16 protein-coding genes are annotated in these 18,966 nt (G+C 60.1%); 10 read left to right on the top strand and 6 right to left on the bottom strand.

Translation table 11 applies throughout. The annotated features are described in order from the left end of the window. Window positions 1–5 precede the first annotated feature (5 nt). The 5 genes from hycE to hycI are packed head-to-tail and all read left to right on the top strand — an operon-like array spanning window position 6 to window position 3,925. Window positions 6–1,715 carry a formate hydrogenlyase subunit HycE gene (gene hycE / locus FNY10_RS19725; RefSeq protein ID WP_032690989.1) on the top strand — a complete coding sequence of 570 codons (1,710 nt, stop codon included), beginning with the start codon at window positions 6–8 and terminating at the stop codon, window positions 1,713–1,715. A gap of 9 nt (window positions 1,716–1,724) precedes the next feature. After that, a complete protein-coding gene (locus FNY10_RS19720; protein WP_131048934.1) occupies window positions 1,725–2,267 on the top strand; it encodes a formate hydrogenlyase complex iron-sulfur subunit in 543 nt (180 codons plus the stop codon). Then, window positions 2,267–3,034: an NADH-quinone oxidoreductase subunit B family protein gene (locus FNY10_RS19715; RefSeq protein ID WP_100686463.1), complete on the top strand. Its 768-nt coding sequence runs from the start codon at window positions 2,267–2,269 to the stop codon at window positions 3,032–3,034. The genes FNY10_RS19720 and FNY10_RS19715 overlap by 1 nt, the downstream gene beginning before the upstream one ends. Next, window positions 3,031–3,441 (top strand): formate hydrogenlyase maturation HycH family protein, encoded by a 411-nt coding sequence (locus FNY10_RS19710; protein ID WP_141963714.1) that lies wholly within the window; start codon window positions 3,031–3,033, stop codon window positions 3,439–3,441. The genes FNY10_RS19715 and FNY10_RS19710 overlap by 4 nt, the downstream gene beginning before the upstream one ends. After that, window positions 3,434–3,925, top strand: a complete 492-nt coding sequence (hycI, locus tag FNY10_RS19705) for a hydrogenase maturation peptidase HycI (RefSeq protein ID WP_160703145.1) — start codon at window positions 3,434–3,436, stop codon at window positions 3,923–3,925. Before FNY10_RS19710 ends, hycI begins: the two co-directional genes overlap by 8 nt. Window positions 3,926–4,077: 152 nt before the next feature. On the opposite strand, the gene FNY10_RS19700 is transcribed toward hycI, so the two are convergent. Both FNY10_RS19700 and ascF read right to left on the bottom strand, forming a co-directional pair. Further along, complete coding sequence (locus FNY10_RS19700; protein ID WP_131048931.1) at window positions 4,078–5,502, bottom strand: 6-phospho-beta-glucosidase; 1,425 nt, start codon at window positions 5,500–5,502, stop codon at window positions 4,078–4,080. Between the two features lie 29 nt (window positions 5,503–5,531). Next, window positions 5,532–6,974 (bottom strand): PTS cellobiose/arbutin/salicin transporter subunit IIBC, encoded by a 1,443-nt coding sequence (gene ascF, locus FNY10_RS19695; protein WP_100686467.1) that lies wholly within the window; start codon window positions 6,972–6,974, stop codon window positions 5,532–5,534. A gap of 266 nt (window positions 6,975–7,240) precedes the next feature. Between ascF and FNY10_RS19690 the strand changes: the two genes are divergently transcribed. The 4 genes from FNY10_RS19690 to FNY10_RS19675 all read left to right on the top strand — a co-directional run bounded on the left by FNY10_RS19690 (window position 7,241) and on the right by FNY10_RS19675 (window position 12,219). After that, window positions 7,241–8,254, top strand: coding sequence for a LacI family DNA-binding transcriptional regulator (locus FNY10_RS19690; RefSeq protein ID WP_131048929.1), 1,014 nt, complete (start codon window positions 7,241–7,243; stop codon window positions 8,252–8,254). Between the two features lie 147 nt (window positions 8,255–8,401). Beyond that, window positions 8,402–8,929, top strand: coding sequence for an electron transport protein HydN (gene hydN / locus FNY10_RS19685; RefSeq protein WP_131048928.1), 528 nt, complete (start codon window positions 8,402–8,404; stop codon window positions 8,927–8,929). A gap of 12 nt (window positions 8,930–8,941) precedes the next feature. After that, window positions 8,942–11,176, top strand: a complete 2,235-nt coding sequence (hypF, locus tag FNY10_RS19680; RefSeq protein WP_160703143.1) for a carbamoyltransferase HypF — start codon at window positions 8,942–8,944, stop codon at window positions 11,174–11,176. Then, complete coding sequence (locus FNY10_RS19675) at window positions 11,173–12,219, top strand: HoxN/HupN/NixA family nickel/cobalt transporter (RefSeq protein WP_131048926.1); 1,047 nt, start codon at window positions 11,173–11,175, stop codon at window positions 12,217–12,219. Before hypF ends, FNY10_RS19675 begins: the two co-directional genes overlap by 4 nt. A 749-nt stretch (window positions 12,220–12,968) precedes the next feature. Here the strand turns inward: FNY10_RS19675 and norW are convergent. Continuing rightward, window positions 12,969–14,102 (bottom strand): NADH:flavorubredoxin reductase NorW, encoded by a 1,134-nt coding sequence (gene norW, locus FNY10_RS19670; RefSeq protein WP_160703141.1) that lies wholly within the window; start codon window positions 14,100–14,102, stop codon window positions 12,969–12,971. After that, window positions 14,099–15,538: an anaerobic nitric oxide reductase flavorubredoxin gene (norV, locus tag FNY10_RS19665; protein ID WP_131048924.1), complete on the bottom strand. Its 1,440-nt coding sequence runs from the start codon at window positions 15,536–15,538 to the stop codon at window positions 14,099–14,101. The genes norW and norV overlap by 4 nt, the downstream gene beginning before the upstream one ends. Window positions 15,539–15,725: 187 nt before the next feature. Between norV and norR the strand changes: the two genes are divergently transcribed. Further along, entirely contained in the window at window positions 15,726–17,270 is a 1,545-nt protein-coding gene (gene norR / locus FNY10_RS19660; RefSeq protein ID WP_160703139.1) for a nitric oxide reductase transcriptional regulator NorR, read from the top strand. On the opposite strand, the gene gutQ is transcribed toward norR, so the two are convergent. Next, window positions 17,233–18,198, bottom strand: coding sequence for an arabinose-5-phosphate isomerase GutQ (gene gutQ / locus FNY10_RS19655; RefSeq protein ID WP_141963733.1), 966 nt, complete (start codon window positions 18,196–18,198; stop codon window positions 17,233–17,235). The two genes, norR and gutQ, sit on opposite strands and share 38 nt — an antisense overlap. Continuing rightward, entirely contained in the window at window positions 18,191–18,964 is a 774-nt protein-coding gene (gene srlR, locus FNY10_RS19650) for a glucitol operon DNA-binding transcriptional repressor SrlR (RefSeq protein ID WP_160703137.1), read from the bottom strand. Before srlR ends, gutQ begins: the two co-directional genes overlap by 8 nt. Between the last annotated feature and the right edge of the window lie 2 nt (window positions 18,965–18,966).

Genomic DNA, 18,966 nt, shown 5'->3' with positions numbered 1-18,966 from the left:
TGAGCATGTCTGAAGAAAAAATCGGTCAACACTATCTCGCCGCGCTGCATCAGGCCTTCCCGGGCGTGGTGCTCGACGAGGCCTGGCAGACCAAAGATCAGCTCACCGTGACGGTGAAGGTCAACTATCTCCCGGAAGTCGTGGAGTTCCTCTACTACCAGCAGGGCGGCTGGCTGTCGGTGCTGTTCGGTAACGACGAACGTAAGCTTAACGGCCATTATGCCGTGTATTACGTGCTGTCGATGGAGCAGGGCACCCGCTGCTGGATAACCGTGCGCGTCGAAGTGGATGCCGACAAACCGGAATATCCGTCGGTGACGCCGCGCGTGCCTGCCGCCGTGTGGGGCGAGCGCGAAGTGCGCGATATGTACGGTCTGATACCGGTAGGGCTGCCGGATGAGCGTCGCCTGGTACTGCCGGACGACTGGCCGGATGAACTCTATCCGCTGCGTAAAGACAGCATGGATTATCGTCAGCGCCCGGCGCCGACTACCGATGCGGAGACCTACGAGTTTATCAACGAGCTGGGCAGCAAGAAAAACAACGTGGTGCCGATTGGCCCGCTGCACGTCACCTCCGATGAACCCGGCCACTTCCGCCTGTTCGTTGACGGCGAGAATATCATCGATGCCGATTACCGCCTGTTCTACGTCCATCGCGGCATGGAAAAGCTGGCGGAAACCCGCATGGGCTACAACGAAGTGACCTTCCTGTCGGACCGGGTGTGCGGGATCTGCGGCTTTGCCCACAGTACGGCCTATACCACTTCCGTCGAGAATGCGATGGGCATCGTGGTACCGGAACGCGCGCAGATGATCCGCGCCATTCTGCTGGAGGTGGAACGCCTGCACTCGCACCTGCTGAACCTCGGCCTCGCCTGCCATTTCACCGGCTTTGACTCCGGGTTTATGCAGTTCTTCCGCGTGCGTGAGACGTCAATGAAGATGGCGGAGATCCTCACCGGGGCGCGTAAAACCTACGGGATGAACCTGATTGGCGGCATCCGTCGCGACCTGCTGAAAGAGGACATGATCCAGACAAGAGCGCTGGCGCAGCAGATGCGCCGTGATGTGCAGGAGCTGGTGGATATGCTGCTCAGTACGCCGAATATGGAACAGCGTACCGTCGGCATCGGTCGTCTTGACCCGCAAATCGCCCGCGACTTCAGCAACGTCGGCCCGATGGTACGCGCCAGCGGCCACGCCCGCGACACCCGTGCCGATCACCCGTTTGTCGGTTACGGCCTGCTGCCGATGGAAGTGCACAGCGAGCAGGGTTGCGATGTGATTTCGCGTCTGAAGGTACGTATCAACGAAGTCTACACTGCGCTGAATATGATCGACTTCGGCCTCGATAACCTGCCGGGCGGCCCGCTGGCGGTGGAAGGCTTTACCTATATCCCGCACCGTTTTGCGCTGGGCTTCTCGGAAGCGCCGCGCGGGGATGATATCCACTGGAGCATGACCGGCGACAACCAGAAACTGTACCGCTGGCGCTGCCGTGCGGCCACCTACGCCAACTGGCCGACCCTGCGCTATATGCTGCGCGGCAACACCGTCTCCGACGCGCCGCTGATTATCGGTAGCCTCGACCCGTGCTACTCCTGTACCGACCGCATGACCGTGGTCGATGTGCGGAAGAAAAAAAGCAAAGTGGTGCCGTACAAAGAGCTGGAGCGCTACAGCATCGAGCGTAAAAACTCGCCGCTGAAATAAGGAATCGCCATGTTTACCTTTATCAAAAAAGTGATCAAAACCGGCAACGCGACGCACGCTTATCCGCTGGAGCCGATGCCGGTAGATAAAAACTTTCGCGGCAAACCGGAACATACGCCGCAGCAGTGTATCGGCTGCGCGGCCTGCATTAACGCCTGCCCGTCGAACGCGCTGACGGTGGCGACGGACCTGGTGACGCGCGAGCTGGCGTGGCAGTTCGACCTCGGGCGCTGCATTTTTTGCGCCCGCTGCGAAGAGGTATGCCCGACGGCGGCCATCAAGCTGTCGCAGGAGTATGAGCTGGCGGTATGGAAGAAAGAGGATTTCCTCCAGCAGTCGCGCTTTGCCATCTGCCACTGCCGGGTGTGCGAACGCCCGTTCGCCGTACAAAAAGAGATCGACTACGCTATCGCGCTGCTCAGGCACAACGGCGATACGCGCGCTGAACTGCATCGCGAAAGCTTCGAGACCTGCCCGGAGTGTAAACGCCAGAAGTGCCTGGTGCCGTCCGACCGTATTGAACTGACTCGCCATATGAGAGAGGCCAGCTGATGAGCAATTTACTGGGCCCGCGCGATGAAAACGGCATTCCGTTGCCGATGACGGTGGAGGAGTCCATCGCCAGCATGAAGGCATCGCTGCTGAAGAAAATTAAGCGTTCCGCCTATGTCTATCGCGTGGACTGCGGCGGCTGCAACGGCTGCGAAATTGAGATTTTCGCCACCCTGTCGCCGCTGTTTGATGCCGAACGCTTCGGGATCAAAGTGGTGCCGTCACCGCGCCATGCCGACATTCTGCTGTTTACCGGCGCGGTCACCCGCGCCATGCGTTCACCGGCGCTGCGCGCCTGGCAGTCGGCGCCGGATCCGAAAATCTGCATCTCCTACGGCGCCTGCGGCAACAGCGGCGGTATTTTCCACGACCTTTACTGCGTGTGGGGCGGCACCGACAAAATTGTCCCGGTGGACGTCTATATTCCGGGCTGTCCGCCGACCCCGGCCGCGACGCTGTACGGCTTCGCCATGGCGCTGGGCCTGCTGGAACAGAAAATACATGCCCGTCTGCCGGGCGAGCAGGATGACAAAGCGGCGGAGATTCTCCACCCCGGCATGGTGCAACCGCTGCGCGTGCGTATCGACCGCGAAGCGCGTCGCCTGGCGGGTTACCGCTACGGGCGTCAGATTGCCGATGACTATATGCGCCTGCTGGCGCAGGGGGATAGCCAGGTGGTGCGCTGGCTGGAGGCGGAAAAAGATCCGCGTCTGACCGAGATAGTCACCCATCTGAACCTGGTGGTCGAGGGGGCGCGTATCCGATGAGCGAGACGGTGGTGTTCAGTCAGCTGAGCCGTAAATTTATTGATGAGAACGACTCCACGCCGGATCAGGCGCAGCAGGTGGTCTATTACAGCCTGGCGATTGGCCACCACCTCGGCGTCATTGATTGTCTGGAGACGGCGCTGAGCTGCCCGTGGGAACAGTATCTGGCGTGGATAGCTACGCTGGAAGCTGGCAGCGCCGCGCGGCGCAAAATGGAAGGCGTGCCGAAGTACGGCGAGATTGTGATCGACAGCAACCATGTGACGATGCTCGCCCACGCCTTTGATAAAGCGCAGGCCCGGCAGACCCCCGAACAGCAGGCGTGGAGTAAAACCATGCTCAGCATGCTGCATGATATTCACCAGGAAAGCGCCATCTACCTGATGGTGAGGAGACTCCGTGACTGACGTTTTACTCTGTGTTGGCAATAGCATGATGGGCGACGACGGCGCAGGCCCGTTGCTGGCGGAGATGTGCGCCACCAACCCGGTCGGTGAATGGGTAGTGATTGACGGCGGCAGCGCCCCGGAAAACGACATCGTCGCCATTCGCGAGCTACGTCCCGATCGCCTGCTGATCGTCGATGCTACCGATATGGGGCTCAACCCCGGTGAAATTCGTCTCGTCGACCCGGACGATATCGCCGAAATGTTTATGATGACCACCCACAATATGCCGCTCAATTATCTGATTGACCAGCTGCAAGAGGATGTTGGCGAGGTGATTTTTCTCGGGATTCAGCCGGATATCGTCGGCTTTTATTACCCGATGACCCAGCCGATCAAGGACGCGGTCGAACGGGTGTATCAGAAGCTTAACGGCTGGCAGGGCAGCGGCGGATTTGCGCAGCTTGAGGCGGCCGAAGAGGCGGTATCCCCCGGCTTGCGCTGACGCGTAGCCGGGCTACGGGCTGACCGGGCTACAGTACCCTGGTAGCCCGGCTAAGCGCAGCGCAGAGCAGGCAGGGAAAACCCCGGAGGGCGGCCGGTGCAATCGCAGTGTGTAGGCCGGGTAAGGCGCAAGCCGCCACCCGGCAATACAGGCTACTCCAGATCCGCCCCGTTGCTGGCAATCACCTTCTTATACCACCAGAACGATTTTTTACGCTTACGCGCCAGCGTACCGTGACCGGCATCGTCGCGATCAACGTACACAAAGCCATAGCGCTTGCTCATTTCGCCGGTAGAGGCGGAGACCAGATCGATGCAGCCCCAGCTGGTATAGCCCATCACCGGGATCCCGTCGGCAATAGCGTCGCGCATCGCTTTGATATGCTCGCGCAAATAGCTGATGCGGTAGTCATCATGAATCTCGCCGTTGGCGTCGATCTCGTCCCGGGCGCCGAGGCCATTCTCCACCAGGAACAGCGGCTTCTGATAACGGTCATACATCATATTCATGGTGATGCGCAGACCAAGCGGGTCAATGCCCCAGCCCCATTCGCTGGCCTGAATATGCGGATTCTTCAGTGACTTAACGATATTGGCGGCGTTGGTGTTACTGGCGTTCATCTCCGCTGAGGCGCAGCGCGAGGCGTAATAGCTGAAAGAGACAAAATCAACGGTATGCTTGAGAATCTCGTCATCGCCCGGCTCTTTGGCTATCACCACCCCTTTTTCACGGAATACCCGCGCAGCCCACACCGGATAGGCACCGCGCGCCTGCACATCGATAAAGAACAGGTTTTCGCGGTCCTTTTCCAGCGCCATCCACACATCTTCCGGCTTACAAGAGTACGGATAAAAATTGCCGCCCGCCAGCATACAGCCGACCTGGTTGTGCGGGTTGACCTCGTGGGCGATTTGGGTGGCCAGCGCGCTGGCCACCAGCTCGTGGTGAGCCGCCTGGTACTTGACCTGCTCCTGGTTCTCCCCCTCTTCAAACACCAGCCCGGCGCCGGAGTAGGGGCTATGGAGCATAATGTTGATTTCGTTGAAGGTGAGCCAGTACTTCACCAGCCCGTCGAAGGCTTCAAAGCAGGTACGGGCGTAGCGGGTAAAGAACTCCACCATTTTACGATTGCGCCATGAACCGTATTCAATGACCAGATGCATCGGCACATCGAAGTGGCAAAGGGTCACCAGCGGCTCAATCCCGTACTTTTTGCACTCTGCAAACAGCGAGCGATAAAAGGCGATCCCTGCTTGATTCGGCTCCAGCTCATCGCCATTCGGATACAGACGACTCCAGGCAATTGAGGTGCGGAAGACGCGAAAGCCCATCTCCGCCATCAGAGCGATATCTTCTTTATAGCGATGATAAAAATCGATGGCCTCGTGGCTCGGATAAAATTCATCATCACGTAGCTGAAAACGCTTCTCCAGCCCGAGCTTTACCGGCATGCGGTTCGCGCCGTGGGGCAGCGTATCCACGGTGGTCAGCCCTTTGCCGCCCTCGAGATACCCTCCTTCAGACTGATTTGCGGCCAGCGCGCCGCCCCATAAAAAGCCGTGTGGAAAAGTCGACATGCGTTACCTCGCTTGCAAAAAAATAGTGTTCAGACGTGTGATGGCCGGGTCGTGGTCTGGCGCGCTCGGGCATCGGCGGCGGCCTCTTCCACCGGGATATCTTCAAAGCCGAGCAGCAGCGTCAGCACGAAGGAGAGCACCACCGCCAGCGCCATCACCCCAAAGACCCAGACGATGGTCATCGGGTTAGCCGGATCGAAAAACTGGACGCTGGTGAACAGGCCCGGTGCCGCCATCGAGTGGCTGGCAAGCCCGGCGATACCGGCCACCGCGCCGCAGATAAAGCCGCTGATCAGGCTGGCGATCAGCGGACGTTTGAGGCGCACCGCGACACCGTACAGCGCCGGTTCGGAGATCCCGGCCAGAATGGCGGAGGCCGCGGCCGCCAGCGCAGTCTGGCGCAACTCCGGATTTTTGGTTTTCCAGGCTACCGCCAGCGATGAGCCGCCCAGCGACAGGTTGGCGCCGATTTCTGACGGCATTACCATCCCTTCTTTACCGGTTTCGGCAATGGTCTGAATAATGGTCGGGGTGAAAACGCGGTGCATCCCGGTCATCACCAGCAGCGGCCACAGGGCGCCCATAATCGCCACCGACAGCCAGCCCAGATAGCTATGAATGGTGTACACCAGCGCGGAGATGGCGCTGCCGATCCAGATCCCAAGCGGGCCTATCAGCAGGATCGCCAGCGGCGCGGCAATCAGCACGATCAGCATCGGCTTAAGGAAGTTCTTCGTCACCGCCGGGGTAATTTTATCTACCCAGCGTTCGATATATGACAGGCACCAGGTCATCACCAGTGCCGGAATAACGGTATAGGTGTATTTCACCGCCGTCACCGGAATAAAGGCGAACTCAACGTGCTCGCCCTGAGCCGCTTTCGCCATCAGCTCAATAAAACTCGGATGGACCAGCACCCCGGCAATGGCGATCGCCAGCGACATATTGGTTTTGAATTTTACCGCCGCGGAGGCGGCGACCATCAGCGGCAGGAAGAAGAACGCGCCGTCGCCGATAACGGTCAAAATGGTTAGCGTGGGCGAACCTTTAGGCAGAACGCCGCTCATCTCAAGGATCATCGCCAGCAGTTTGACCATCGATCCGCCGATGATGGCGGGGATCAGCGGCGACATGGTGCCGATCAGCGCGTCGAGGATCCCGGCGCCGATACGTTTTAACGTCAGCGGCGGTTTACCCTCAGGTTCCGCGGGGCGCATATCGTCCGGCAGGAGGTTGACCACTTCGCGAAACGCCTGCGATACCGTATTGCCGATAATGACCTGGCACTGGTTGTCGCTGCGCACCACGCCAAGCACGCCTTTCAGGCTTTTCAGCGCGGCGCTGTCCACCCGCGCGTTATCTTTGACCACAAACCGCAGACGGGTCATACAGTGGGTGACAGCCGCGATGTTATCCGCCCCGCCTGTTGCCGTCAGAATTTGCTTCGCCAGGGCTGCGTAATTTTTAGACATCGGATTTTATCCTGTTTAATCAATAGGGTACTGGCTAGTTATCGCACCTGAGGAGCGTGCGCTATCTGAGATACATAGGAAACCGGTTCCACAAAATCATGATGAGTTTCATTTGTTCTAACAAGATCTAAAAAAATCATTTTTCCGTTTTGTGATTTCGATCGCTATGTGAGGCGGGAAAGAATCTGCGTTGCGCGCGAGTCAAAGCTGTAAAACGGCGAGGCGTGCAGTACACTGCGGGCATCTTTTGCAACAGGAAGAACAACATGGCAACGATGCTGGAGGTGGCGAAACGCGCGGGCGTCTCGAAGGCGACCGTTTCCCGGGTGCTGTCGGGCAACGGCTATGTCAGCCAGGAAACGAAAGATCGCGTATTCCAGGCCGTGGCGGAAAGCGGCTACCGGCCGAATCTGCTGGCGCGTAACCTGGCCACCAGAAAGAGTCAGACGCTGGGGCTGGTGGTGACCAACACCCTTTATCACGGGGTCTATTTTAGCGAGTTGTTGTTTCACGTTGCGCGGATGACGGAAGACAAAGGACGCCAGCTGATTCTGGCCGACGGCAAGCACAGCGCCGAAGAAGAGCGCGCGGCGATCCAGCACCTGCTCGACCTGCGCTGCGATGCCATTATCATCTATCCGCGTTTTCTCAGCGTTGATGAAATGGACGAGATCGTGGAAAACCAGGCGCAGCCGATTATGGTGCTCAACCGCCGCCTGCGGCGCAATGCCAGCCACTGCGTCTGGTCCGATCAAAAAGCCTCGGCGTTTATGGCGGTCGAAAAGCTGATTACCCGCGGTCATCGCGATATTGCGTTTATCACCGGCTCGCTGGACTCGCCAACCGGGATTGAACGCCTTTCCGGCTATAAAGATGCGCTGACGAAACACGGGATTTCGCTGAATAATGAGCTGATTGTTGAGGGCCGGTGGACGCCGGAAACCGGCGCGGCCGGCGTAGAGACGCTGCGTCGGCGCGATGTCCGTTACAGTGCGCTGGTGGCGAGCAATGACGACATGGCGATTGGCGCGATGAAGCAGCTACATCAGCAGGGCGTGCGGATCCCGCAGCAGGTCTCGGTCATCGGCTTCGATGATATCGTGCTGGCACCGTATATGGTTCCGGCGCTCTCCAGCGTCAAAATACCGGTGACGGAGATGATCAAGGAGAGCATTAACCGACTGATCTTTATGCTCGACGGCGGCGATTTTAAATATCAGCAAACCTTCCCTGGCGAGTTGCTTGAACGTGACTCGATAGCCCCGGGACCGTTCGCCTGACGTCGTCACCTGTCATCGTCAGATGTGACGATGACAGAATCGGTTCTTCGTCTTTATATTATTCATTTCCTTTAATATCAGTGTGATAAAAACTGGAACGTATTATGCATACTCCGCCGCGTAACCTTCTTACTGCTGGAGAAATGGATGAACCGTTTCATTATCGCCGACGCAAGCAAATGCATCGGCTGCCGCACCTGTGAAGTGGCCTGCGTGGTCTCTCATCAGGAAAATCAGGACTGCGCCGCGCTGACGCCCAAATCCTTCTTACCGCGTATCCATGTGATCAAAGGCGTTAACGTCTCGACGGCGACCGCCTGTCGTCAGTGTGAAGACGCGCCGTGCGCCAACGTCTGTCCGAACGGCGCTATTAGCCGGGATAAAGGCTTTATCCACGTGATGCAGGAGCGCTGCATCGGCTGTAAAACCTGCGTGGTGGCCTGTCCCTACGGCGCTATGGAGGTGGTCGTGCGTCCGGTGATTCGTCATAGCGGTGCCGGGCTGAACGTGATGGCGGAAAAAGCGGAAGCCAATAAATGCGATCTTTGTCATCACCGCGAAGAGGGGCCCGCCTGTATAGGGGCCTGCCCGACGCATGCGCTGGTTTGCGTGGATCGCAATAAGCTCGAGCAGATGAATAGCGAAAAACGTCGTCGTACGGCGCTGGCCTGGTAAGGCTATGGCACGATGAACGGGGTGCAGATTCGCATTCGCGGTAAAGTGCAGGGGGTGGGCTTCCGCCCCTTTGTCTGGCAGCTGGCGCAGCAGTCAGCACGCTGCGGCGACGTATGTAACGACGGTGACGGGGTACTGGTGCGCCTGCTGGGCGATGAGGCGGCGTTTCTCGCCGCGCTGACCCGCCGCTGCCCGCCGCTGGCGCGCATCGACAGCGTGGAAACCCGGCCGTTTCACTGGTGTAGGCAGCCGCAGGATTTCGCCATCCGCGAAAGCGGCGGCGGCAGTATGCGTACCCAGATTGTGCCCGATGCGGCCACCTGTCCGGCGTGCCTGGCGGAGATGAACAATCCGCAGGAGCGCCGCTACCGCTATCCGTTTATTAACTGTACCCACTGTGGGCCGCGTTTCACCATTATTCGCGCGATGCCCTATGACCGTCCCTTTACCTCAATGGCCCCTTTTCCCCTCTGTCCGCGCTGCGAGGCCGAGTATCGCCACCCTGGCGACCGACGTTTTCATGCTCAGCCGGTGGCCTGCGCCGACTGCGGCCCGCGTCTGGAGTGGCGTACTGAAGCGCAATCGCTGACCGGAGAGGCGGCCTTGCAGGCGGCCATTCGCCAGTTGCAAGACGGACTGATTGTCGCCATCAAGGGGGTGGGTGGTTTTCACCTGGTGTGTGACGCCGGGAATCCGCGCGCGGTGGCGTTGCTGCGCGCGCGCAAACATCGTCCGGCAAAGCCGCTGGCGGTGATGCTGCCGACGGCAGACAGCCTGCCGGAAGCGGCGCAGGCGTTACTGACGTCACCCGCAGCGCCCATCGTATTGATCGAGAAATCACAGGTTGATGGCCTGTGTGACGACATTGCGCCCGCGCTGCATGAAGTGGGGGTGATGCTGCCATCTAATCCGTTGCAGCATCTGGTTTTGCAGGCGCTGGCACGACCTTTAGTGATGACCTCCGGCAACCTGAGCGGACGGCCGCCGGCGATCGCCAACGCCGATGCGCTGCGCGATTTGGCCGGGATTGCCGATGGCTTTCTGCTGCACAATCGCGACATCGTGCAGCGGATGGATGACTCGGTGGTGCGGCAAAGTGGTGAAATGCTACGTCGTTCGCGGGGCTATGTGCCCGACGCGATGCCGCTACCGCCGGGGTTTCGTGACGTGCCGCCGCTGCTGTGCCTCGGCGCCGATATGAAAAATACCTTTTGTCTGGCGCGTGGAGAGCAGGCGGTACTGAGCCAGCACTTCGGCGACCTCGGCGATGAGGGCGTAGAACAACAGTGGCATCAGGCGCGGCGTCTGATGCAAGAGGTTTATGGTTTCACCCCCAGCCTGGTGGTCAGCGATGCGCATCCGGGCTACCGCTCGACGCAGTGGGCGGCCTCGTTGGCGCTGCCGGTTGAGCGTGTCCTGCATCACCATGCCCATGCCGCCGCCTGCCTGGCGGAACACGGCTGGCCGCTGGACGGCGGCGAGGTGATAGCCGTGGTCCTTGACGGTATCGGTATGGGGGAAGACGGCGCGTTGTGGGGCGGCGAGTGCCTGCGGGTCAACTACCGGCAGTGCGAACGCCTCGGCGGACTACCGGCGGTGGCGCTCCCCGGCGGCGATCTGGCGGCTCGTCAGCCGTGGCGCAATCTGCTGGCCCACTGCCTGGCCTACGTCGACGACTGGCAACACGATGCGCAAACCGCGGCGCTGCGCCGGCACAACTGGCCGCTGCTGGCACGGGCTATTGCGCGGGGGATGAATGCGCCGAAGGCGTCGTCCTGCGGGCGATTGTTTGATGCGGTGGCCTGCGCGCTGGGCTGCGCGGCGGACAGCCTGAGCTATGAGGGGGAGTCGGCCTGTCGGCTGGAGGCGTTAGCCAGCGCCTGCGATGGCGTCACGCATCCTGTCCGCTTGCCGTGGCAGGCGGGCGAACTGGATCTGGCCACCTTCTGGCCGCAGTGGCTGGGATGGCGGGCGAACCGCGAACAAAAAGCCTGGGCCTTTCACGATGCGCTCGCCTGCGGAGTGGCTGCGATGGCGCGCGATTGTGCGACGTCGCGGGGGATAACTACGCTGGCATTCAGCGGCGGCGTGTTGCATAACCGGCTGCTGGTCTCACGATTGACCTTTTATCTGGCGGATTTTACTCTGCTGTTTCCGCAGCAGCTCCCTGCCGGCGATGGGGCCATCGCGTTTGGTCAGGCGGTCGTGGCCGCAGCCCGCTGGCAGGCTCACAGGGCATCATCATGATAGTGACAATTTTACGCCAGCAGCCGCGTGCCGCCGCGCTGGTGCTGGGACTGATTGTGGCAAATCTGCTGGCCTGGTGCTGGGCCTGGCAGGCGTTTGGCGATAGCGGCGCGCTGATGGCGGCGAGTCTGTTGGCCTGGGGGTATGGATTGCGCCATGCGGTCGATGCCGACCATATCGCGGCGATCGACAGCGTCACTCGCAAAATGATGCAGCAGGGGTGTCGACCCTTTGCCGTCGGAGCCTGGTTCTCATTGGGTCACTCGTCGATTGTGGTGCTGGCTTCGGCGGCGATTGCCGCGACCGCCACCGCTTTCGGTCGGCAGATGAGCTGGCTTCACGATACCGGCAGCGTGATTGGCACGGCGGTCTCGGCGCTGTTTTTATTACTGATGGCGTTTATCAATCTGGTGATTTTACGCAGCGTCTGGCGCAGTTTTCGCGCGTGGAAGAGAGGCGGCAAGGTGAGCGATGAGGTGGCGACCGGCGGCGGCATGATGAGCTGGCTGTTCGGTAAAACCTTTCGTCTGATTAGCCGTAGCTGGCAGATGTATCTGGTGGGCTTTCTGTTCGGCCTCGGATTTGATACCGCCACCGAGATCGGCGTGCTGGGGATTTCTGCCGCCAGCGCGTCAAGCGGCATGTCCATCTGGTCGATCATGGTCTTTCCGGCGCTGTTTGCCAGCGGGATGGCGTTGGTGGATACCCTCGATAATGTGCTGATGGTCGGCGCCTACGGCTGGGCATTTAGCAAGCCGCAGCGCAAGCTCTATTACAATATGACCATTACCGGCACGTCGGTGGTAGTGGCATTATTTATCGGTGGTCTGGAAGCGCTGGGGCTGCTGATGGACAAGTTTTCGCTTAGTGGCGGGCTATGGCGCTGGGTCGGCGCGCTGAACGATAATCTCGGCGACGCCGGTTTTGTGGTTATCGGGCTGTTTGTCGCCTGCTGGGCGCTGTCGGTGCTCAACTACCGCTGGCGCGGTTACGATAATCTGGCGTGCCAGGCTGGGGATTCCCCCGGCTCGCGCTGCGTTTAGCCGGGCTACCTGAGCCAGGCTGGCATGATGCCCGGCGGCGCTGCGCTTGCGCGGGCCTACGGGATGAAGGTCGAGCTGTAGGCCAGGTAAGCATCGCGCCACCCGGCAAAATACCGGCGCAGAAGCGTAGCCCGGGTAAGGCGCTTGCGCCGCAACCCGGGAATAACGTTCGTTTGGGCAGGTTAATACGGGAATAATGCCCGTCCGGGCAGGTTGATTCCCCCCGGCTTGCGCTGCGCTTAGCCGGACTACCTGAGCCAGGCTGGCATGATGCCCGGCGGCGCTGCGCTTGCGCGGGGCTACGGGGTGAAGGTCGAGCTGTAGGCCGGGTAAGCATCGCGCCACCCGGCAAAATACCGGCACAGAAGCGTAGCCCGGGTAAGGCGTTTACGCCGCAACCCGGGAATAACGTCTGTCCGGGCTGGTTGATTTCCCCGGCTTGCGCTGCGCTTAGCCGGGCTACCTGAGCCAGGCTGGCATGATGCCCGGCGGCGCTGCGCTTGCGCGGGCCTACGGAGCGAATGCCGACCGGTAGCCCGGGTAAGGCGCTTGCGCCGCAACCCGGGAATAATGCCCGCCCGGGCTGGTTGATTTCCCCGGCTTGCGCTGCGCTTAGCCGGGCTACCTTAGCCAGGCTGGCATGATGCCCGGCGGCGCTGCGCTTGCGTGGGTCTACGGGACGAATACCGACCGGTAGCCCGGGTAAGGCGCTTGCGCCGCGACCCGGGAATAATGTCCGTCCGGGCAGGTTAACTCACCAATTGTTTGAGCAGCGCAAAGGCCTCTTTCATTTTGTCTTCGCTGACGACAAAGGCGCGCAGTTGGTTAGCGGCATCCACCCCTTTCGCCACCAGCCCCTCTTTGGCGGCAAGCAGATTCCACGTCAGATCGTCTCGCTGCATCTCACCGGCCAGATGCAGCGGCAGATCCGGCGTTTTGACCTTTACCAGCATCGGCGGCAGGGTCAGTTCGCTCGCCTGCGCCAGCAGGTTTTTCGCAAGGCACATCGCGCTCAGTAAAATTGGCTGTAGAAACGGCAGGACGCTGCCATTGATTTCCGCGCAGTCGCCGAGGGCGTAAATGGCCGGATCGCTGGTCTGCAGCCGGCTGTTCACCACCACGCCACGACGAATCATCAACCCGGCATGGCGCGCCAGCGCCGTTTCCGGGCGCAGACCGGCGGCGGCCACGACCGCATCGACGGTGACGCTGCGCTGACGATCAAGGCTGATGCGTATGCCGGCGGCGGTTTGCTCCAGTCCTTCAAGCTGCGTTTTCAACATCAGGTGCACGCCCATATCGGTGAGCCGATGCTGCAGACGACTGCTGACTTCCGGCGGCATCAGCGCAGAGAGCACGCTGGCGGAGTTATCGACCACCGTCACCGCTTTCCCGGCGCGGCAGAAGTCCATCGCCAGCTCGCAGCCAATCAGGCCGCCGCCGACGATCAGCACGCGTTGCGCATCGTGGAGCTGACTCTGCGCGGCGCCGTATTCGCGCTGGCTGTTGAGGGTCTGCATCAGCTCGTGCCCCCGCACCGGCGGAATAAACGGCGCTGCGCCCGTCGCCAGCACCAGCTTGTCGTAGCGCCATTGACGATCCTCACTTTTCACCACTTTCGCTCCGGCGTCGATGCCACTGACCCAGGTGTGCGGAAACAGACGCAGATGGTACTGTTCGGCGAATTCGCCCGCCGTTTGCAGGGTCAGATCGTCGGCACGTTGGCCGCGGCTGACCACATGGCTGAGGTCCGGTTTGTTGTACTCATCCATGCTGTCGGCGGCGATCAGCGTCAGCGGAATGTGGGTATCCTGCTTGCGGATATTTTTCACCAGCTGACGGGCCGCAAAGCCCGAGCCGATGATGACGATGCCATCACTCATTTTGCCTCCGTCGCCAGTACGTCAAATACCTCTTTGCCGAGAGAGCATTCCGGGCACAGGAAGTTATCCGGGACCTCGCTCCACGGCGTCCCCGGCTGGACATCCTGGTTCGGTTCGCCTTTCGCCGGATCGTAAACCCACTGGCAGACGCTGCACTGCATCGACGGGCCGAGATCGGCTGCTGCTGCACAGGCGCAGTTTTCCTGTTCCACCGGGGTGGCTTCGGCGACCGGCAGCGGTGAGAGCGCCCACTGGCGGGCAATTTCGCGGCCGTGTTCGCGGCAAATTTCCAGCGCGTCGAGGTCCGGGCGCCATTTGGCCTTCAGGCTCAGCGACATTTCAAAGCCGGCATCCTGTAAGCGGGTGGACAGGCGATCGACCGCACCGCCGCTCCAGCCGTGAGAGCCGAAGGCGCTGGCGCGCTTGTTGCGAAAACGCAGGCCGGTCATCTCTTCAACCAGTCCGGCTATTTTCGGCATCATCACATTATTCATGGTCGAGGTGCCGACCAGCACCCCTTTTGAGCGGAAGACGTTGGTCAGGATTTCGTTTTTATCGCTGCGGGCGACGTTGAAGATTTTCACCGCCACGCGCGGGTCCATGTCGGTAATTCCCTGGGCTATCGCATCGGCCATCATGCGGGTATTGTTCGACATGGTGTCATAGAAGAGCGTGATGCGGTCTTCCTGGTAATCTGCGGCCCATTTCAGGTACAGCTCAACGATTTGCGTCGGGTTGTCGCGCCAGACCACGCCGTGGGAGGTGGCTATCATGTCGACCGGCAGGTTAAAGCCGAGGATTTCGGTGATTTTTGGCGTCACCAGGCGGCTGAACGGGGTCAGGATGTTGGCATAGTAGCGCTGACACTGCTCGAACAGCTCGCTCTGATCGACTTCGTCATTAAACAGGTGCTCGTCGCAGTAGTGCTGGCCGAAGGCGTCGTTGCTGAACAGCACCGCATCGCCGGTCATATAGGTCATCATGCTGTCCGGCCAGTGCAGCATCGGCGTTTCGACGAAGATCAGCTGCTTGCCGTTACCGATGTCGAGGCTGTCCCCGGTTTTCACCACCTTAAAGTTCCACTCCGGGTGATGGTGATGGCCGGTTATGGAGTCAATGGCGTTGGCGGTGCAGTAAATCGGCGTATCCGGGATACTGTTCATCAGCTCGGTCAGCGCGCCGGCATGGTCTTCTTCCGCATGGTTAATCACGATGCAGTCAATATCGGCAAGATCGATCTCGCTACGCAGGTTCTGCACGAACTCGCGGCTGAATTTATGATCGACGGTATCAATCAGGATATTTTTCTCTTCACGGATGAGATAGCTGTTGTAGCTACTGCCGCGCAGCGTTTTGTATTCAGTACCGTGAAAATCACGCACTTCCCAGTCACGTTGGCCAACCCAATGAATATTATTTTTAACCACAACAGACATAGCCACCTCAATTAATTCAGCGTGTTCAGATAAGATGAATTGCTTATATCAAGTTGCATGCCAACTTTTTAATTTATTGATTTTAAATGTTTTTATATTTTCTTCTTAAAGCGGTTGATGTCAAAATGACAATGGTTAAAATAGTCGTTATGACAATGATTAATGTCAAAATGACAATGGGGCTGCAATGAGCTTTTCCGTAGAGGTACTGGCGAAAATCGCCATTGATTTACAAAGCGATATTGGTCACGCCGACCGGTTCTCGCGTTTGATAGCCACCCTGCGGCAGGTGCTGGGATGTGATGCCTCGGCGCTGCTGCGCTACGATGCCCATCAGTTTGTGCCGCTGGCGATCGACGGACTGGCGCAGGATGTGCTGGGGCGACGCTTTGCATTGGCCGGGCACCCGCGGCTGGAGGCGATTGCCCGCGCGGGGGACGTCGTGCGCTTTCCGGCGGACAGCGATCTGCCCGACCCTTATGACGGGTTGATTCCCGGCCAGGAGAGCCTCAAGGTTCACGCCTGCGTAGGGCTGCCGCTGTTTGCCGGACAAACCCTGATAGGCGCTTTGACTCTCGACGGGATGGACGCCGACCGTTTCGATAGCTTCAGCGATGAGGAGCTACGGCTGATTGCGGCGCTGGTGTCAGGGGCGCTGAATAACGCGCTGCTCATTGCCCGCCTCGAAAATCAGAACGTGCTGCCGGAGGCGAGCGCGAGCTATACGCCTCCCGACCGCCAGGAGATTATCGGCCTGTCGGCGCCGATACAGCAGTTGAAAAAAGAGATCGATATCGTCGCCGCGTCGGATTTGAACGTGCTGATTAGCGGAGAAACCGGCACCGGCAAAGAGCTGGTGGCGAAAGCGGTCCATCAGGGATCGGCGCGGGCGGCCAATCCGCTGATCTATCTGAACTGTGCGGCGCTGCCGGAGAGCGTGGCGGAAAGCGAGCTGTTCGGGCATGTGAAAGGGGCGTTTACCGGGGCTATCAGCAACCGCAGCGGCAAGTTTGAAATGGCCGATAACGGGACCCTGTTTCTTGATGAAATCGGGGAGCTGTCGCTGGCGCTGCAGGCCAAGCTGCTGCGCGTATTGCAGTACGGCGATATTCAGCGCGTGGGCGACGATCGCAGCCTGCGGGTCGACGTGCGGGTACTGGCGGCCACCAACCGCGATCTGCGCCAGGAGGTGATCGCCGGCCGTTTTCGCGCCGATCTCTATCACCGCCTGAGCGTGTTTCCGCTCTCGGTGCCGGCGTTGCGCGATCGTGACGATGATGTGGTGCTGCTGGCGGGGTATTTCTGCGAGCAGTGTCGCCTGCGGATGGGGCTGGCGCAGGTGGTGCTGAGCGATGCCACGCGGGCAAGGCTGCGCAACTGGCCGTGGCCTGGCAACGTGCGTGAGCTGGAACATGCGATTCATCGCGCGGTGGTGCTGGCGCGGGCGACGCAGGCTGGCGACGAGGTGCGGCTCTCCCCGGCGCATTTTCAATTTGCCGTCGACGCGCCCGGGCTGCCCGCCGCGACACCGTCGGCGCCGATGCAGGCTATCAATCTGCGCGCGGCGACCGAGGCCTTCCAGCGCGAGGCGATTTCCCGCGCGTTAGCGGATAACCATCGCAACTGGGCTGCCGCCGCCCGCGCGCTGGAGCTTGATGTCGCCAACCTGCACCGGCTGGCGAAGCGTCTGGGGCTTAAAGAATCCCGGCCTGATAGAAGTTCTGCAGGTTAATCGCCCCAACCAGAAGGCCGTTTTCGTCGACCACCGGGGCGGCGCTGATTTTGTGCTTCATCAGCCGCTCTTTGGCTTCGACCGCGCGGCTTTCTGCCTGCAGGGTGACGCCATTGCGGGTCATCGCCCGGGCAACGGCATCGTCGAGCGTTCCGCCGCCGACCAGCCAGCGGCGCAGGTCGCCATCGGTGAAGACGCCCTGTACGCGGTTTTGCGTATCGCAGACTGCGACCAGACCGAGCCCGGTCCGACTCAACTCCAGCATCGCGTCCATCACGCGGGTATCCAGATCGACGCGCGGGACATCGTCGTCGCGGCGCATCAGATGATGAACCTTGTTCAGCAGCCGCGCGCCGAGGGCGCCGGCGGGGTGTGAACGGGCGAAATCTTCTTCATTGAAACCGCGGGCCTGCATCACCGCCATCGCCAGCGCGTCGCCGAGCATCAGAGTGTTGACGGTGCTGGAGGTGGGGGCCAGATGCATCGGGCAGGCTTCGCGTTCGACGGCGATATCCAGTACCGCTTTTGCCGCCAGCGCCAGCGGGGATTGCGATTTTCCGGTCATCGCCAGCAGCGGGATCCCTTTCTCTTCCAGACGCGGGACGATGAGATCCAGCTCTTTGGCGCTGCCGGAGTAGGAGATAAACAGCATCACGTCGCGGCCATCCAGCATCCCGAGGTCGCCGTGCAGGGCCTCCGCCGGATGGACAAAAAAGGCCGGGGTGCCGGTACTGGCGAAAGTGGCCGCCAGCTTTTTGCCAATATGGCCTGACTTACCGATACCGGAGACCACCAGTTTCCCTTCGCAGTGGATGATGGTTTCCGCCGCGCGGATGAAGTCGTCGCCCAGGCGTTCAGGCAGACGGCTGGCCTCCTGTAGCTCCAGCATCAGAGTCTGGCGTCCGGCTTCTAACAGAAAGTTACTCATGTTCTTCTCCAGTGATAATCACTTCGATGCCTTGCTCTTCCAGCGCCCGCTGGAATGTCGGGTCAATACCGGCATCGGTAATCAGCTTGTCCACCCGCTCAAGGCCGCAGACGATATTCGGGCTCTTACGGCCAAATTTTGATGAGTCAGCCATCAGGATCACTTCTCTGGCGGCATTGCACATCGCTTTACTGACGGTATAGACCTCGTTGAAGGTGGTCACGCCGGCGTTCAGGTCGATGCCATCGCTGCCCATAAACAGTTTGTCGAAGCTGAACTGCTCGAAGGCGTTTTCCGCCAGCTGTCCGTGGAAGGAGGCAGATTTTTTACGGAAGGTGCCGCCGGGCATCAGGATCGTTTGTTCATTATCCAGTTCGGACAGCGCGTTGACGATATGCAGGCTGTTGGTCATGACCGTGATGTTATTGAAGCGGCTGAGCAGCGGCACTATTTGCAGCACCGTACTGCCGGCATCGAGGATGATCGAATCGCCGTCGTGGATGTAGCGCACCGCGGTTTCGGCGATCAGCGCTTTTTTATGGGTGTTAATCAGCGTCTTATGATCGATAGGCGGGTCGGACTCATCTTTGTTGAGGACCACGCCGCCGTAGGTACGAATAACGGTACCGGCATTTTCGAGGATCACCAGATCCTTGCGGATGGTGGTGCCGGTGGTGTCGAAGTGTTGCGCCAGCTCTTCAACCGAGCATTTACCCTGCGCTTGCAGGTGCTCAACAATAGCTGCCTGGCGCTGACGTGGTTTCATAA

The organism is Klebsiella sp. Lac1 (assembly GCF_009825425.1).
GTDB lineage: Bacteria > Pseudomonadota > Gammaproteobacteria > Enterobacterales > Enterobacteriaceae > Klebsiella > Klebsiella electrica.
This window is presented reverse-complemented; position numbering and strand designations above follow the sequence as displayed.

Bases quoted from the DNA above. Each gene is read 5' to 3' on its own strand.
- hycE (WP_032690989.1), top strand. From the start codon at position 6: ATGTCTGAAGAAAAAATCGGTCAACACTATCTCGCCGCGCTGCATCAG.
- FNY10_RS19720 (WP_131048934.1), top strand. From the start codon at position 1,725: ATGTTTACCTTTATCAAAAAAGTGATCAAAACCGGCAACGCGACGCAC.
- FNY10_RS19715 (WP_100686463.1), top strand. From the start codon at position 2,267: ATGAGCAATTTACTGGGCCCGCGCGATGAAAACGGCATTCCGTTGCCG.
- FNY10_RS19710 (WP_141963714.1), top strand. From the start codon at position 3,031: ATGAGCGAGACGGTGGTGTTCAGTCAGCTGAGCCGTAAATTTATTGAT.
- FNY10_RS19700 (WP_131048931.1), bottom strand. From the start codon at position 5,502: ATGTCGACTTTTCCACACGGCTTTTTATGGGGCGGCGCGCTGGCCGCA.
- ascF (WP_100686467.1), bottom strand. From the start codon at position 6,974: ATGTCTAAAAATTACGCAGCCCTGGCGAAGCAAATTCTGACGGCAACA.
- FNY10_RS19690 (WP_131048929.1), top strand. From the start codon at position 7,241: ATGGCAACGATGCTGGAGGTGGCGAAACGCGCGGGCGTCTCGAAGGCG.
- hydN (WP_131048928.1), top strand. From the start codon at position 8,402: ATGAACCGTTTCATTATCGCCGACGCAAGCAAATGCATCGGCTGCCGC.
- hypF (WP_160703143.1), top strand. From the start codon at position 8,942: ATGAACGGGGTGCAGATTCGCATTCGCGGTAAAGTGCAGGGGGTGGGC.
- FNY10_RS19675 (WP_131048926.1), top strand. From the start codon at position 11,173: ATGATAGTGACAATTTTACGCCAGCAGCCGCGTGCCGCCGCGCTGGTG.
- norW (WP_160703141.1), bottom strand. From the start codon at position 14,102: ATGAGTGATGGCATCGTCATCATCGGCTCGGGCTTTGCGGCCCGTCAG.
- norV (WP_131048924.1), bottom strand. From the start codon at position 15,538: ATGTCTGTTGTGGTTAAAAATAATATTCATTGGGTTGGCCAACGTGAC.
- norR (WP_160703139.1), top strand. From the start codon at position 15,726: ATGAGCTTTTCCGTAGAGGTACTGGCGAAAATCGCCATTGATTTACAA.
- gutQ (WP_141963733.1), bottom strand. From the start codon at position 18,198: ATGAGTAACTTTCTGTTAGAAGCCGGACGCCAGACTCTGATGCTGGAG.
- srlR (WP_160703137.1), bottom strand. From the start codon at position 18,964: ATGAAACCACGTCAGCGCCAGGCAGCTATTGTTGAGCACCTGCAAGCG.